We start from the raw sequence: 15,453 nt of genomic DNA on the forward strand, positions 1-15,453 counted from the left end.
CGTGCAAGGACGTTTTGCCAACCTGGGTATGGCAAAGAAACTGGGTATCGGGTTTGTCCTGGTATTGTTGCTCACGGCCGTGGTCGCGGCCATTGGCGTGTGGTCCTTGCGCACCATCAGCCTGCGTTTCGACGGACTCAAGCAGATGTCCTCCCTCAACAGCGAACTGCTGAAGGTGCGCTTGCTCGAGCAGGAATACGCCTTGCGCTCCGACCCCAAGACGGCCGACACCCTGCGCAAGGGGGTCGACGGCCTGGTGGCCCAGGCCGATGCGCTCAAGGCCCAGACACCTGAAAACCTGTCGGTGATGAACGATGTGCAACAGGCACTGGCGGATTACCGCAAGGCGTTCGATGAATTCGTCGGGTTGAGCCAGAGCAAGGACCTGGCGCTGGAAATGGCCAGTTGGTCGGTGTCCAGTGTCGCCAACAACCTGGACGTGCTGCAGGCCGGTCTGGCGGACGACGGCGCCTACACCCTGAAGGATTCCGAGGGCAAGGAGGGCGCCGAGTTCATCGAGCAGGCCAACCAGGTCAGCGAAGTGTCACGGTTGATGCTGCAGGCCATGAACGAAGCGCGCGTACGCCTGGACCAGAGCCGCAAAGGCAGCGAGGACGCCGGGCAAGGCCCGATCGAGCAGGCCGAGCAAGCCATGAAGCAGGCCGAAGCGCTCAAGACCCAGGTCAAGGACCCGGGCTACCAGACCGTGCTCAACGAGGTGGCCGGGCACATTGCCGGTTTCAACACGCAACTGGCCGAGTACACCGGCCTGTTGGCGAAGGAAAAAGGCGTCTACCAGGAACTTCACGAGCGTGCCGGCCAAGTGGTGGAGCGGGTCAACCAGGCCTACGCCGCCGAAGACCATGCCATGCAGGCGGAGTTGAAAAAGAACTCGCTGTTGATCATTGGCTCGTCGGCCCTTGCCCTGCTGGTGGGGTTGATTGCCGCCTGGGTCATTACCCGGCTGATCGTCGCGCCGCTGCGCAGCGTCATCCGCGTGGCCCAGCAGATCGCGGCGGGGGACCTGAGCGCCACGGTTCAGGTGACGCGCCGGGATGAGATCGGCCAGTTGATGCTCGCCATGCAGCAGATGGGCGCGGGGCTGAGCGGCATCGTCAGCGGCTTGCAGGCGGGTATCGAACAGCTCGCCAACTCCGCGCAATCGCTGTCGGCCGTGACCGAACAGACCAACCTGGAAGTCAGCAGCCAGAAAGAGGAGACCGAACAGGTCGCCACGGCCATGAACCAGATGACCGCCACGGTGCATGACGTGGCCCGCAATGCCGAAGAAGCGGCCCTGGCGGCGCAGACGGCCGATGACAAGGTCGAGAGCGGCCAGCAGGTGGTGCGCCAGAGCATGGTGCGTATCGAGCAGTTGGCCGACTCGGCCACGTCGGCCAGCTCCAGTATCGAAAGCCTCAGTGCCGAGATCCAGAACATCGGCACGGTGCTGAGCGTGATCAAGAGCGTCGCCGAGCAAACCAACCTGCTGGCGCTCAACGCTGCCATCGAGGCCGCCCGGGCTGGCGAGCAGGGTCGGGGGTTTGCGGTGGTGGCCGACGAGGTGCGGGCCCTGGCCAGGCGCACGCAGCAGTCCACGGAGGAGATCGAGCGGTTGGTGAGCGCATTGCGTTCAGCGGCCCAGGCTTCCGTGCAGCAGATCCAGAGCAGCGGCGAGTTGGTGAAGATGGCCGTCAGCGATGCGCTGCAAACCGAAAGTGCCTTGGGCAGCATTGCCGCGGCGGTGTCGTTGATTCAGCAGATGAACCAGCAGATCGCGGCGGCGGCCGAACAGCAGAGTTCGGTGGCCGAAGAGATCAATCGCAGCGTCACCAGTATCCGCGCCAGTGCCGATCAATCATCCCTGGCGATGCAGGGCAATGCCGCTTCCAGCATCGAGCTGGCGCAGTTGGGGGTTGAGTTGAAGGGGATGGTGGGGCATTTCAGGCTGTGAGCCGCCATAGCTGGCTCACCGATGCAGGAGCGCGTAGCGAGGAGGGGATCCACTGTCGAGCATGCAGCGCTCGTACATTCCAGGGCTGCCGCGCAGCCCTGCGGGGATAAATCCCCTCGCCACCCTGAGGTTCGACGAAGTCTCAGTCGTAGACCTTCTTCTTCTTCCACTCGTCGTTCATTTCGTCTTCCTTCAAGCCTTCGGTCAACTGGTTGACCTCGCCTTCGACCGGCTTGGTGCTGGCCAGGACCATTGCATTGGCGCGGGCCAGGAGCTTTTCGAGGTAGTCGAGCTGTTCGGCGTAGACCTGGGGCTCCTGCTGCTTGCGCAGGTACTGCACGCCGCGTTCGAACGCCAGACGGGCCTGGCCCGGTTGTTCCTGTTGCAAGGCTTGCTGGCCGAGGTTGTTGAAGAACTCGATGTGCAGCAGGACCAGGATGTGCCGCACTTCGCGGACCCAGCGCTTGGCTTCGTTGGGCGGCAGGAAGCCGTCCTGGGCGGCACGGGTGATCTGGCCGTGCAGGGCTTCGAGCAGGAAGCGCACGTCCTTGGCCTTGGCTTCGGTCAGGATCGGTGCCGGCGGATTGCCCACCGGGATCGATTCACCTTGTGCTGCCAATGCGGTCAGTTCGTCCAGGCGTGCCTTGACCGCGGTGTTGGTCTTGTCCAGGTTCAGCAGGCGCTGGCAGACGTTCATCTCAAGGCGCGTCAGCAGCAGTTTCAAGGCCGGCGTCATCAATTGCCCGGGGAAGGTTTCGGTGAGCTCGCCACAGCGCCGCATCCGGTCGTTGAGTTCAACCTTGGTACGGACCTTTTCCAGCTTGTTGTTTTCCACCACATGGTTCATGTAGCCAATGGCGATCAACAGTGCGATCCCGGCTACGACGAGCAGGGTGATCATGAGTGGTGTCACCGGTAAGACCTCTTTATTGGGGTACGCATGTCATGAGTGTAGTGGCTTGGCTTTTAAGCGCATAGGCCTGAGCGGCGCGATTAGACGGGCGTCGTGCTGTTTATAGGGAATCCGGCTCAATGGCTGCACATTGCCACTATTTGCCGGATGCGACTATAGCGCCTTGGCGGGCGACAGAATATAGGCGTCAGAGACCGGGCGGGCAAAATCGACGAATCGCCCTCAAACCCTGGGAAGTCATTGATTTAAATAAATTTATATCTGGGGGTTGACGACCTCCCAATCCATCCATAGAATGCGCGCCACTTACAGCGTAAAGCACTCAGCGAAACGCGGTAAGCAGTGAATGTTGTACGTGTGTCCCCTTCGTCTAGTGGCCTAGGACACCGCCCTTTCACGGCGGTAACAGGGGTTCGAGTCCCCTAGGGGACGCCAATGCGGGAATAGCTCAGTTGGTAGAGCACGACCTTGCCAAGGTCGGGGTCGCGAGTTCGAGTCTCGTTTCCCGCTCCAATTTTAAACAGCGTTGCTTTCGGGCAGGGCTGAGTGAAACCAGAAACGTCATCTTCGGATGCGGGTCTGGGCACATGGAACACACACCATGTGTTCCGGGCAGCGTGTCCCCTTCGTCTAGTGGCCTAGGACACCGCCCTTTCACGGCGGTAACAGGGGTTCGAGTCCCCTAGGGGACGCCATTTGCGGGAATAGCTCAGTTGGTAGAGCACGACCTTGCCAAGGTCGGGGTCGCGAGTTCGAGTCTCGTTTCCCGCTCCAAATTCAGAAAAACGCCGCTCATTGAGCGGCGTTTTTTTATGCCTGTAGAAAAGCCATCCAGGTCTGGCCTGATAGTCAGGTCGAAATCCGTTGGAGCGAGCCTGCAGCCGAGAAGCCTGGCAACCCCTATCTGACAAATCCATAAAAAAGGCCCGCTGGGTGATCCAGGCGGGCCTTTGTGTGTCACGGCGCAATCAATGCTTGCTGTCCTGGTCGGACATTGCCAGCAACTGCTTTTCCTGGTTCCAGTCGAACGGCTCGTCGTTTTGTTCGGCTTCGAAACGACGCTCCTCCAGGGCCTGGTACAGGTCGATTTCTTCGTCGGGCATGTAGTGCAGGCAATCACCGCCGAAGTACCAGAGCAGGTCGCGCGGCACCAGGTGGGCGATCTGTGGATAGCGCACGATCACCTGGCACAAGAGGTCCTGGCCCAGGTACTGGCTTTCGATCGGGTCGACGGGCAACTGGGCACGCAGTTCGTCGAAGCGCTCCAGGAACAGGGCATGGCTTTCTTCGGGAACCTGTTCGGCCTCACCTACGGCGACCAGGATGCTGCGCAAGTGGTCGAGCAGGACAAGATGATCGGCAACGACATTGGACACGAGATAAGTCCTCAAGAGCAAAACGGGCGCAGGAGTATAAAGCCCCCGCGCCGGCTTTTACATGGCCGCGGATCAGTGGGGCATCGCGGCGAGGGAGCCTGCTCCCGCTGGAGGGTGCAGCAGGCCCTCTCGTCACGGACTCAGCGAACCTTGGCTTCGGCCAGTGTCAGCGCCTCCTTGTCGAAGTCATCCACGTCGATGACCTTGCGCCGCGCCGCTTCGGCCACGCGCAGGGCCTCGGCTTCGCCGGCTTGCAGCACCCCGGCTTCGAGGGCGGCATCGATGAGGGGTTCGCCCGGCGCCGGGTCGAGCTGACCTTGCTTGAGCGCGACGTGGAGTTTTTTCTGCGCCGGATGCGCGGCGCCCAGCAGGTCGGCGGCGTGTTGCAGGGCACCCACCGGATCGTCCGCCGATTGTGGACGGTAGCAACCCTGCAGCAGTTCTTCGAGGGTCGGGTCCCCCTTGGCCCGGCCTATCACCGCGGCCACCTCGGCATCCAACCTGTCGCTCGGCCCCTTGTGGCGACGGCCGAACGGGAACACCACTCCACGCAACAGACAACCCAATACCCGGTTCGGGAAGTTGGCCAGCAGTTCGTCCAGCGCACGTTCCGACTGGCCGAGGCTTTCCTCCATGGCCCAGGTGACCAGCGGCGCCATGTGGTCCGGCGAATCCAGGTCGTGGTAGCGCTTGAGTGCCGCGGACGCCAGGTAAAGATTGCTCAATACATCCCCCAGGCGTGCCGACAGCCGCTCGCGACGTTTGAGCTCGCCTCCCAGCAGCATCATGCTCAGGTCCGCCAGCAGGGCGAAGGCCGCCGCCTGCCGGTTGAGGGCGCGGAAGTAGCCCTGGCTCAAGGCATTGCCCGGTGCGTGTTCGAAGCGGCCGAGGCCCAGGTTCAACACCAGCGTGCTGGCGGCGTTGCTGATGGCGAAGCCAATGTGCTTGAGCAACAGGCCGTCGAATTCCACCAGGGCCTGGTCCTTGTCCTCACGGGTGGCCAGGGCCATTTCCTTGAGCACGAACGGATGGCAGCGGATGGCGCCCTGGCCGAAGATCATCAGGTTGCGCGAGAGGATGTTCGCGCCTTCGACCGTAATGAAGATCGGCGCCCCTTGCCAACTGCGGCCCAGGTAGTTGTTGGGGCCCATGATGATGCCCTTGCCACCGTGCACGTCCATGGCTTGGCTGATGCATTCACGACCGCGCTCGGTCAGGTGGTACTTGAGGATCGCCGACAGCACCGAGGGTTTCTCCCCCAGGTCCACGGCGTTGGCGGTCAGCATGCGGGCCGCGTCCATCAGCCAGGCGTTGCCGCCGATGCGCGCCATGGCTTCCTGGATGCCTTCGAACGCCGACAGCGGCACGTTGAACTGCTCGCGCACCTGGGTGTACTGGCCCGTCACCAGGCTGGTGAACTTGGCCGCGCCGGTCCCCACCGCGGGCAGGGAAATCGAGCGCCCGACCGACAGGCAGTTCATCAGCATCATCCAGCCTTTGCCGAGCATCGGCTGGCCGCCAATGAGGAAGTCCAGCGGGATGAACACGTCCTTGCCCCAGTTCGGCCCGTTCATGAACGCCGCGCCGAGTGGCAGGTGGCGGCGGCCAATGTGCACGCCCGGGGTGTCGGTGGGGATCAGCGCAAGGCTGATGCCCAGGTCTTCTTCGTCACCCAGCAGGTGGTCGGGGTCGTACGCCTTGAAGGCCAGGCCGAGGAGGGTGGCCACCGGGCCGAGGGTGATGTAGCGCTTTTCCCAGTTCAGGCGCAGGCCCAGGGTTTCCCGGCCTTGCCATTCGCCCTTGCAGATAATGCCGGTGTCGGGCATCGCCCCGGCGTCGGAGCCGGCCAGCGGCCCGGTCAGGGCAAAGCAGGGGATATCGTCGCCCCGGGCCAGCCGTGGCAGGTAGTGGTCGCGTTGTTCATCGGTGCCGTAGTGCAGCAGCAGTTCCGCCGGGCCGAGGGAGTTGGGGACCATCACCGTGGACGCCAGGTCGCCGCTGCGGGTCGCCAGCTTCATCGCCACCTGGGAGTGAGCGTAGGCGGAGAAGCCCTTGCCGCCGTACTCCTTGGGAATGATGAGGGCGAAGAAACCGTGCGTCTTGATATGGGCCCAGGCTTCGGGCGGCAGGTCCATGGCCTGGCCGATCTGCCAGTCACTGACCATCGCGCAGAGTTCTTCCGTCGGGCCGTCGAGGAACGCCTGTTCTTCCTCGGTCAACTGCACCTTGGGGTAGGACAGCAGCAGGTCCCAGTCCGGGCGACCGCTGAACAGTTCGCCGTCCCACCACACCGTGCCAGCGTCGATGGCGTCGCGTTCGGTCTGGGACATGGGCGGCAGGGTTTTCTGGAACCAGTCGAACATCGGCGCGCTGAAATACCGGCGACGCAGGTCTGGCAGCAGCAGGGGAGCCGCGACGGCGGCGAGCATCACCCACAGGACCAGCATCAGCCACCCGGGGGCGTGGCTGAAAATGCCCATGGCCAGCAGGTAGACCGCGACGATGCCCAGTGCGGGCAACGGGGCGGTGCGCCGATGGGCCAGCCAGGCGATCCCGATGACCAGGACCAGTATCCACAACAACAGCATAGGTAATCCTCCGTGAACCAGGGCAAAACCGACCCACAGAGCTTAGACGGCCTCTGCAAAACCGGCGGTCGGCGCGATGTGATTGATTTCGTGGGAAACCCTGGATGCAGTGCGCCAGTCTGGTTGGCAACAGCCGTGGGAAATCGTTCGTTATCCAGGTGAGAAAACGCCATTGTTTGGCCGAAACGCCGTTATCGCTGCAACGGGGCTGTGGATAGACTCGGGTTTTGCCGATGCCAGCCACGATGGCCGGCGTTTCCCGGAGGCCTTCCTGCATGCAGTCGTACCTGACGCCCAGCCGCTTCATCGACAGCGATCATCCACAGGTCATCGCCTTTGCCGAGACGCATCGCGGTGCCGACCGCGACCCTGTGGCGCAGGCGGTCAACCTTTACTACGCCGTGCGCGAGGCGGTGCGGTACAACCCGTATACCTTCAGTCGCGATCCGGCGACCCTGCGTGCCAGTCATGCGCTGAGCCACGGGGAAAGCTATTGCGTGCCCAAGGCCACGCTGCTCGCCGGCTGTGCCCGGCATTGCGGTATCCCGGCACGCATCGGCCTGGCGGATGTGCGCAACCACCTGTCCACGCCCCGTTTGCTGGCGTTGCTGCGCAGCGACGTGTTCGCCATGCACGGTTACACCGAGCTGTACCTGGACGGCCGCTGGGTCAAGGCCACGCCGGCGTTCAACCAGGGCTTGTGCGAGCTGTTCGACGTCGCGCCGCTGGAGTTCGACGGCCGCCACGACAGCGTTTTCCACCCGTTCAATCGCCAAGGCGCGAAGCTGATGGAATACATCACCGACCATGGACAGTTCGCCGATGTCCCCGAAGCGTTCTTTTTCGAGCACCTGGAGAAATGTTATCCACACCTGTTCGGCGATCAGGCGCCGTCCTTGCTCGGCGATATGCGGGACGATTTGAGTCGCGGCTGATCCGGCGTATGCTGCTGCGGCACTTTGTCCATTGAAGGAAACCGTGATGCTGAAGATCTGGGGTCGCAAGAATTCGTCGAACGTGCGCAAGGCGCTCTGGTGTGCCGAAGAACTGGGGCTCGCCTACGAGGCCATCGATGCGGGTGGCGCTTTTGGCGTGGTGGACACGCCCGAGTACCGGGCGAAGAACCCCAACGGCCGCGTGCCCATGATCGAGGATGACGGTTTCGTGCTGTGGGAATCCAACACCATCGTGCGTTACCTGCTGGCCCGCCACGCGCCGGATTCGGCCTGGTATCCGGCCGATGCCCAGGCACGGGCCACCGCCGAGAAATGGATGGACTGGGCCACTTCGTCCTTTGCCGCACCGTTTCGGACGGTGTTCTGGGGCGTGCTGCGCACCCCGGCCGAGCAACAGGACTGGCCTGCCATCCATGCGGCTATCAAGGAATGCAACGCTTTGCTGGCGATGGCCGACCGTGCATTGGGCGAGCAGCCTTATTTGAGCGGCGCGCAGATCGGCATGGGCGACATTCCCTTGGGCAGCTTCATTTATGCCTGGTTCGAAATGCCCATCGAGCGGGCTGCCTGGCCGAATCTGGAAGCCTGGTACCAGCAGTTGAAACAGCGTCCGGCCTACCGCAAGGCGGTCATGACCGCGTTGACTTAATACTTACTATCGACACGCGTGACTGTACTTGTGCGGCGACGCCCAGCACCATGGCCATCGTGCGCCGTGGTTGTTTTGCTCGCCTCGCGCCCTCATGTACTTCTTTCTTCCCTTCTTGGTGCGTAATCCGATATGAGTTCCGCTCTGTCCATCCGGCAGCTAACCAAAACCTACGGCAACGGTTTCCAGGCCCTGAGTGGTATCGATCTGGACGTCGCCGAAGGCGATTTCTTTGCCTTGCTCGGCCCTAATGGCGCCGGCAAATCCACCACCATCGGCATTCTTTCCACGTTGGTGAACAAGACCAGCGGCACGGTGAATGTCTTCGGCCATGACCTGGACCGCGAGCCCGCCGCCCTCAAGCGTTGCATTGGCGTGGTGCCCCAGGAGTTCAACTTCAACCAGTTCGAGAAGACCTTCGACATCGTCGTGACCCAGGCGGGTTACTACGGCATCCCGCCGAAGATCGCCAACGAGCGCGCCGAGCAGTACCTGACCCAGCTGGGGTTGTGGGACAAGCGGGACGTGCCGTCCCGTTCGTTGTCCGGCGGCATGAAGCGCCGCCTGATGATTGCCCGCGCGCTGGTGCATGAGCCGCGCCTGCTGATCCTCGACGAACCGACGGCGGGGGTGGACATCGAGTTGCGTCGTTCGATGTGGACCTTCCTGACCGAGCTGAACCAGAAAGGCATCACCATCATCCTGACCACCCATTACCTGGAAGAGGCCGAGCAGTTGTGTCGCAACATCGGCATCATCGACCACGGCACCATCGTCGAGAACACCAGCATGCGGCAGTTGCTCGGCCAACTGCATGTGGAAACCTTCGTGCTGGACCTCAAGCACGACCTGAAGGCCGCGCCCCAGCTCGCCGGCTACCCGGCGCGCCTGGTCGACAGCCATACCCTGGAGGTCCAGGTGGACAAGGCCGTCGGCATCACCGGGCTGTTCGGCCAGTTGGCCTTGCAGAACATCGAAGTGCAGAGCCTGCGCAACAAGACCAATCGCCTCGAGGAGTTGTTCGTGTCCCTGGTGGAGAAAAACCTGGCGAAGGTGGCGGTATGAGTTCCGAACTGCGCCCCAACCTGATCGCCCTCAATACCATTGTCTACCGTGAAGTACGGCGCTTCATGCGCATCTGGCCGCAGACCCTGCTGCCGCCGGCGATCACCATGGTTCTGTACTTCGTGATCTTCGGCAACCTGATCGGCCGGCAGATCGGCGACATGGGTGGCTTCACCTACATGGACTACATCGTGCCGGGGCTGATCATGATGTCGGTGATCACCAACTCCTACGGCAACGTGGTGTCGAGCTTCTTCGGCAGCAAGTTCCAGCGTTCGATCGAAGAGCTGATGGTCTCGCCGGTTTCCCCCCACACGATCCTTATCGGCTACACCTTGGGCGGCGTCCTGCGTGGCCTGGCAGTGGGGTTGATCGTGACGCTGCTGTCGCTGTTCTTTACCCATCTGCAGGTGCATCACCTGGGGGTGACGGTCCTGGTGGTGGTGCTCACGGCGACGATCTTTTCGCTGCTGGGCTTCATCAACGCGGTGTTCGCGCGCAACTTCGATGACATCTCCATCATCCCGACGTTCGTGCTCACGCCGTTGACCTACCTGGGCGGGGTGTTCTATTCGATTTCCCTGTTGCCGCCGTTCTGGCAGACCGTTTCCCTGGCCAACCCGGTGCTGCACATGGTCAACGCCTTCCGCTACGGCATCCTGGGGGTTTCCGACATCAAGATCAGCATTGCGATCACCTTCATGCTGGTGGCCACTGTGGTGCTGTACATCGGTTGCTCGCGGTTACTGGTCAGCGGGCGCGGCATGCGCACCTGACGTTCCTCTTGGGGAGCCAGCCTGCTCGCGAAGGCGTCAGCCAGCACGCCCCAAAAAAAGGGCCTCCAGCAATGGAGGCCCTTTTTTTGCCGGTCACATCCGGCTTTTCTTGCGCCGTTTCCACTGCCGGGTCACCCACCAGCGCCAGTAACTCATGGTGACGAAGTAGGCCAGGGCACCGAGCACCAGGCCGGTGACCACCGAACCGAGCAGGAACGGCTGCCACAAGGTCGACAACTGGCCACTGATCCATTCCCAGGTCAGTTCTTCCGGCAGCGTCCGGGCAGGTACGTCCATCAGCCAGGCGCCGGTCTGGTAGGTGCAGAAGAACACCGCCGGCATGGTGATCGGATTGGTCAGCCACACCAGGCTCACGGCAATCGGCATGTTGCCGCGTACCGCGACGGCCAGTGCGGCAGCCAGCAGCATTTGCAAGGGAATGGGCAGGAATGCGGCGAACAGGCCGACGGCCATGGCGCGCGCGACGGAGTGACGGTTGAGGTGCCAGAGGTTGGGGTCATGCAGCAAGGTGCCGAGAAAGCGTAAGGATTTGTGTTCCCGGATGCTCTGCGGGTCAGGCATGTAACGTTTGAATAGGCGCCGGGGCATAAGGCTTCTCGGTCGGTTCAAAGCAGTAAGGCGGCAAGTATGTCCGGATTCTACGGTCGGCAGATTCAGACTTTGTGACAATTGATAACGCCCGGGGTGCCGCACAACGGCTAAGCCTTGAGAGGGCACTCTCAAGGACGGGTCATGCGCACAGGATTGGTCGCGCTTGCGCTGGGGCTGGTGGCCCCGGTTTTTTTCCCGGCGTTGCCGCCGCCGTGGCTGATGGTGGCGCTGCCGGTGCTGGCACTGATGGCCGTGCCGTTTCGAACCTACCCGCTGGGCTTCTTCCTGGGCGGATTGGCCTGGGCCTGTCTGTCGGCGCAGTTTGCGCTGGACGATCGGTTGCCTGCCGCGCTGGAGGGGGAAACCCGTTGGGTCGAAGGGCGTGTCGTCGGCTTGCCGCAATACGGCGACGGCGTGGTGCGCTTCGAACTGGCCGATGCCCACGGTCGTCGCGACCGGTTGCCGGCGTTGATGCGCCTTGCCTGGTTCGGTGGGCCGCCGGTCAGCAGTGGCGAGCGTTGGCGATTGGCGGTCAAGCTCAAGCGGCCCGCCGGGCTGTTGAACCCTCACGGTTTCGACTATCAGGCCTGGCTGTTGAGCCGGGGCATCGGCGCCACCGGAACCATCAAGGACGGTCACCTGCTGCAGCCGGCCCAGGGCGCTTGGCGTGATGGGGTGCGCCAGGCGCTGGCGCGGGTCGATGCCCAGGGCCGCTCCGGTGCGCTGATGGCCTTGGTGCTGGGGGATGGTGCCGGGTTGAGCCGCGAAGACTGGCGGGTGTTGCAAGACACCGGCACGGTTCATCTGCTGGTGATCTCCGGGCAACACATTGGCCTGCTCGCCGGCCTGGTGTACCTGATGGTGGCGGGTGCGGCGCGCCATGGCCTGTGGCCGGCAAGGCTGCCATGGTTGCCCTGGGCCTGCGGCCTGGCCTTCATGGCGGCGCTGGGCTACGGCTTGCTGGCTGGGTTCGAGGTGCCGGTGCGGCGGGCCTGCGCGATGATCGGCCTGGTGTTGCTGTGGCGCTTGCGCTTCAAGCCTGCGGCCTCCTGGTGGGCCTGGTTGCTGGCGTTCGACGGGGTGCTGTTGTTCGATCCGCTGGCCTGCCTGCGGCCCGGATTCTGGCTGTCGTTCGCCGCCGTCGCGATCCTGATGTTCACCTTTGGCGGCCGCCTGGGGCCCTGGCGCTGGTGGCAGACCTGGACCCGTGCCCAATGGCTGGTTGCGCTCGGCCTGTGCCCGTTGCTGTTGATCCTGGGGTTGCCGGTGAGCCTCAGCGGGCCGCTGGCGAACCTGCTGGCGGTGCCCTGGATCAGCCTGCTGGTGCTGCCGCCGGCATTGCTTGGCACGCTGTTGTTGCCGGTGCCGCTCGTGGGCGAGGGCCTGCTGTGGATCGCCGGCGGGCTGCTCGACGTGTGGTTCAGGGGGCTGGCGTGGGTGGCCGGGCAACTGCCCGCCTGGACCCCGGCGGCGGTTCCGCCCTGGGCCTTGGGCATCGCCGCCCTCGGTGCGTTTGTGCTGCTGTTGCCCAAGGGCGTGCCGCTGCGTCTTTTGGGTTGGCCAATGTTGAGCTTGATGGTCTTTGCACCGCGGGAAAACCTGCCGCACGGGCAGGCCGAGATCTGGCAACTGGACGTGGGCCAGGGGCTGGCGGTGCTGGTGCGTACCCATGGTCATGCCTTGCTTTATGACGCCGGGCCACGCTGGGGCGACGCCGATGCGGGCGAGCGTGTCGTGCTGCCCACCTTGCGCAAGCTGGGGGTGCGCGAATTGGACCTGATGCTGCTCAGCCATGCCGATGCCGATCATGCCGGTGGTGCCCTGGCGGTGCGCAACGGGCTGCCCACCCGGCAACTGATCAGCGGCGATCCCGACGCGCTGCCCGAGGCGTTGCACGCCGGGCCTTGTGACAGTGGCCAGCGCTGGGAGTGGGACGGGGTCGGTTTCGCGCTGTGGCAATGGTCATCGGCCGAGGACAGCAACCAGAAGTCCTGCGTGTTGCGGGTGGAGGCGGGCGGCGAGCGCTTGCTGTTGACCGGCGACATCGACCGCCATGCCGAGCGCGCCTTGCTCGATGGCCCCCTGGCGGTGCCGATCCACTGGCTGGCCGCCCCGCATCATGGCAGCCGCAGCTCATCGTCGATGGCGCTGCTGGCGCGTCTCAAGCCTCACTCGGTGCTGATTTCCCGCGGACAGGGCAATGCCTTCGGCCATCCACATCCCCAGGTGATGGCCCGTTACCGCCGGGCGGGGATGACGATCTACGACAGTGCCGAACAGGGTGCCATTCGTCTGCAACTGGGGGCCTTCGCCCGGCCGCGTACCGAGGCCGGGCATCGCCGCTACTGGCGTGATCCACTGCCCGCCGGCCCCCCGGGCCGACATTGATCCAGCGCAAACGGGCAAGCGCCTATCGGCGAGTCGGGTCTTCCAAGGCGAGTCTGTGTGATAAAGTGGCGCACTTTTTCGAGGGGGCAGTCACTGTGTGGGAATTGGTCAAATCCGGCGGCTGGATGATGTTGCCGATCATTCTGAGTTCCATCGCGGCACTGGGTATCGTGGCCGAACGCCTGTGGACCCTGCGGGCCAGCCGTGTGACCCCGGAGCATCTGCTCGGGCAGGTCTGGGTCTGGATCAAGGACAAGCAACTGAACAAGGACAAGCTCAAGGAACTGCGCGCCAGTTCGCCCCTGGGGGAAATCCTCGCCGCCGGCCTGGCGAACTCCAAGCATGGTCGCGAGATCATGAAGGAGTGCATCGAGGAAGCCGCCGCCCGGGTCATCCATGAGCTGGAACGCTACATCAATGCCCTGGGCACCATTGCCGCCATGTCTCCGTTGCTGGGCTTGCTGGGTACGGTGCTGGGCATGATCGATATCTTCAGCGCCTTCACCGGCTCCGGCATGACCACCAACGCCGCCGTGCTGGCGGGGGGCATCTCCAAGGCGCTGATCACCACCGCTGCCGGCCTGATGGTGGGTATTCCGTCAGTGTTTTTCCATCGCTTCCTGCAACGCCGCGTCGACGAGCTCGTGGTGGGCATGGAGCAGGAGGCCATCAAGCTGGTCGAGGTGGTGCAGGGTGACCGTGATGTAGACCTGGCCGGGGACAAGAAGTGAAATTCCGCCGCAAACCCCGGGAAAACATCGAGATCAACCTGGCGTCGCTGATCGACGTGGTGTTCATCCTGCTGCTGTTTTTCGTCGTGACCACCACCTTCACCCGGGAAACCCAGCTCAAGGTCGAATTGCCGCAGGCCGTCAGTGGCTCGCCGGCCGAGGACCAGCAACTGAAGAACCTGGAAGTCACCATCAGCGCCGAAGGCGCGTTCTCGGTGAACAACCAGTTGTTGCCCAAGAGTGATTTGGCGAGCCTGATCGACGCCTTGCAGAAGGAGTCCGGCGGCGACACCAACCTGCCGCTGTCCATCAGCGCCGACGGCAAGACCCCGCATCAATCGGTGATCACCGCAATGGATGCGGCCGGCAAGCTCGGCTTCAGTCATCTGCGCATGACCACCGTCGAGGCGGCGCCCGCACCCTGATGGCCATGTCCGATCGTTTGCTTGCCGCCTGGTACCAGGGGCATCCGGCCCTGGCGCTGCTGCGGCCGTTGGAATGGTTGTACCGGCGGGTGGTGGTGCGCAAGCGCGAGCGCTTCCTGGCCGGTGACGGCCAGATCTACCAGCCGCCCGTGCCGCTGGTGGTGGTCGGCAATATCACGGTCGGCGGCACCGGCAAGACGCCCATGATCCTGTGGCTGATCCAGCATTGCCAGCGCAGCGGCCTGCGGGTTGGCGTGGTGAGCCGGGGCTACGGCGCCCAGCCGCCGCAATTGCCCTGGCGGGTCGAAGCCAGCCAGGGCGCCGACGTGGCCGGCGATGAGCCACTGTTGATCGTCCAGCGTACCGGCGTGCCACTGATGATCGACCCGCAGCGCAGCCGCGCGGTCCAGGCGCTGTTGGAAACCGAACCGCTGGACCTGATCCTGTCCGACGACGGCATGCAGCATTACCGGATGGCCCGGGACCTCGAACTGGTGCTGATCGACAACGCCCGCGGCCTGGGCAACCGCCGGTGCCTGCCGGCCGGGCCGTTGCGCGAACCGGTCGAGCGCCTGCAATCGGTCGACGCCGTGCTGTACAACGGCGCCAGCGCGGATCGCGACGACGGCTTCGCCTTTGAACTGCGGCCCACCGCCCTGGTGAACCTGGCCAGCGGCGAGCGGCGCGACCTCGACCATTTCCCGCCCGGCCAGGCGGTGCACGCAGTGGCCGGCATCGGCAATCCCCAGCGTTTCTTCAAGACCCTCGAAACGCTACACTGGCGACCCATACCGCACGGGTTTGCCGACCATGCCCAGTACAGTGCCCAGGTCCTGGACTTCACGCCTGCGCTGCCATTGGTCATGACGGAAAAGGACGCGGTCAAATGCCGCGCCTTCGCCGGCCCGCACTGGTGGTACCTGGCGGTGGATGCTGCGCCGTCGCCGGCCTTCGCGGCCTGGTTCGACACCCAGCTGATGCGCCTGTTGCCGGATCGCCTTTTGCCTTAAACACCTTTTA

General features: G+C 63.7%; 12 protein-coding genes, 4 tRNA genes and 2 pseudogenes. 14 read left to right on the forward strand and 4 right to left on the reverse strand.

What is annotated here, in order from left to right; genetic code table 11:
- Positions 1-28 precede the first annotated feature (28 nt).
- Positions 29-1,045: pseudogene (locus AD664_RS28165) on the forward strand (methyl-accepting chemotaxis protein); the annotation flags it as partial.
- Between the two features lie 315 nt (positions 1,046-1,360).
- A pseudogene (locus AD664_RS28170) lies at positions 1,361-1,954 on the forward strand (methyl-accepting chemotaxis protein); the annotation flags it as partial.
- A gap of 142 nt (positions 1,955-2,096) precedes the next feature.
- Here AD664_RS28170 and AD664_RS09550 read toward each other — a convergent pair.
- Entirely contained in the window at positions 2,097-2,855 is a 759-nt protein-coding gene (locus AD664_RS09550) for a hypothetical protein (RefSeq protein ID WP_042729937.1), read from the reverse strand.
- A gap of 371 nt (positions 2,856-3,226) precedes the next feature.
- Here AD664_RS09550 and AD664_RS09555 point away from each other — a divergent pair.
- From AD664_RS09555 to AD664_RS09570, 4 genes are all read left to right on the forward strand, one after another.
- A tRNA-Glu gene (locus AD664_RS09555) sits at positions 3,227-3,302 on the forward strand.
- Between the two features lie 2 nt (positions 3,303-3,304).
- Positions 3,305-3,380, forward strand: a tRNA-Gly gene (locus tag AD664_RS09560).
- A gap of 106 nt (positions 3,381-3,486) precedes the next feature.
- A tRNA-Glu gene (locus AD664_RS09565) sits at positions 3,487-3,562 on the forward strand.
- 3 nt (positions 3,563-3,565) lie between these two features.
- A tRNA-Gly gene (locus tag AD664_RS09570) sits at positions 3,566-3,641 on the forward strand.
- Between the two features lie 194 nt (positions 3,642-3,835).
- Here the strand turns inward: AD664_RS09570 and AD664_RS09575 are convergent.
- Entirely contained in the window at positions 3,836-4,243 is a 408-nt protein-coding gene (locus tag AD664_RS09575) for a PA2817 family protein (protein WP_024776930.1), read from the reverse strand.
- A 140-nt stretch (positions 4,244-4,383) separates the two neighbouring features.
- The gene (locus AD664_RS09580) at positions 4,384-6,831 is read right to left on the reverse strand and encodes an acyl-CoA dehydrogenase (protein WP_053146109.1); all 2,448 of its coding nucleotides are present in this window, start codon (positions 6,829-6,831) and stop codon (positions 4,384-4,386) included.
- A gap of 275 nt (positions 6,832-7,106) precedes the next feature.
- Here AD664_RS09580 and AD664_RS09585 point away from each other — a divergent pair, with 275 nt between their 5' ends.
- The 4 genes from AD664_RS09585 to AD664_RS09600 all read left to right on the forward strand — a co-directional run bounded on the left by AD664_RS09585 (position 7,107) and on the right by AD664_RS09600 (position 10,277).
- Positions 7,107-7,766, forward strand: coding sequence for a transglutaminase family protein (locus AD664_RS09585; protein ID WP_053146111.1), 660 nt, complete (start codon positions 7,107-7,109; stop codon positions 7,764-7,766).
- Positions 7,767-7,812: 46 nt separating this feature from the next.
- Positions 7,813-8,436 carry a glutathione S-transferase family protein gene (locus AD664_RS09590; protein WP_053146112.1) on the forward strand — a complete coding sequence of 208 codons (624 nt, stop codon included), beginning with the start codon at positions 7,813-7,815 and terminating at the stop codon, positions 8,434-8,436.
- Between the two features lie 132 nt (positions 8,437-8,568).
- Entirely contained in the window at positions 8,569-9,501 is a 933-nt protein-coding gene (locus tag AD664_RS09595) for an ABC transporter ATP-binding protein (RefSeq protein WP_053146114.1), read from the forward strand.
- Positions 9,498-10,277 carry an ABC transporter permease gene (locus tag AD664_RS09600; protein WP_042728805.1) on the forward strand — a complete coding sequence of 260 codons (780 nt, stop codon included), beginning with the start codon at positions 9,498-9,500 and terminating at the stop codon, positions 10,275-10,277. The genes AD664_RS09595 and AD664_RS09600 overlap by 4 nt, the downstream gene beginning before the upstream one ends.
- A 93-nt stretch (positions 10,278-10,370) precedes the next feature.
- Here AD664_RS09600 and AD664_RS09605 read toward each other — a convergent pair whose 3' ends face one another.
- Entirely contained in the window at positions 10,371-10,886 is a 516-nt protein-coding gene (locus AD664_RS09605; protein WP_042728806.1) for a DUF2062 domain-containing protein, read from the reverse strand.
- A gap of 144 nt (positions 10,887-11,030) precedes the next feature.
- On the opposite strand from AD664_RS09605, the gene AD664_RS09610 reads away from it, so the two are divergent.
- The 4 genes from AD664_RS09610 to lpxK all read left to right on the forward strand — a co-directional run bounded on the left by AD664_RS09610 (position 11,031) and on the right by lpxK (position 15,443).
- On the forward strand, positions 11,031-13,277 hold the full coding sequence (locus AD664_RS09610) for a DNA internalization-related competence protein ComEC/Rec2 (RefSeq protein WP_053146116.1): 2,247 nt from the start codon (positions 11,031-11,033) through the stop codon (positions 13,275-13,277).
- 95 nt (positions 13,278-13,372) lie between these two features.
- Positions 13,373-14,008, forward strand: a complete 636-nt coding sequence (locus AD664_RS09615) for a MotA/TolQ/ExbB proton channel family protein (RefSeq protein ID WP_161796100.1) — start codon at positions 13,373-13,375, stop codon at positions 14,006-14,008.
- Complete coding sequence (locus tag AD664_RS09620; RefSeq protein ID WP_042728809.1) at positions 14,005-14,433, forward strand: biopolymer transporter ExbD; 429 nt, start codon at positions 14,005-14,007, stop codon at positions 14,431-14,433. The genes AD664_RS09615 and AD664_RS09620 overlap by 4 nt, the downstream gene beginning before the upstream one ends.
- A complete protein-coding gene (lpxK, locus tag AD664_RS09625; protein WP_053146118.1) occupies positions 14,433-15,443 on the forward strand; it encodes a tetraacyldisaccharide 4'-kinase in 1,011 nt (336 codons plus the stop codon). Before AD664_RS09620 ends, lpxK begins: the two co-directional genes overlap by 1 nt.
- Positions 15,444-15,453: the final 10 nt, after the last annotated feature.

It is taken from the genome of Pseudomonas sp. P97.38, assembly GCF_001269745.1.
Lineage (GTDB): Bacteria > Pseudomonadota > Gammaproteobacteria > Pseudomonadales > Pseudomonadaceae > Aquipseudomonas > Aquipseudomonas chlororaphis_E.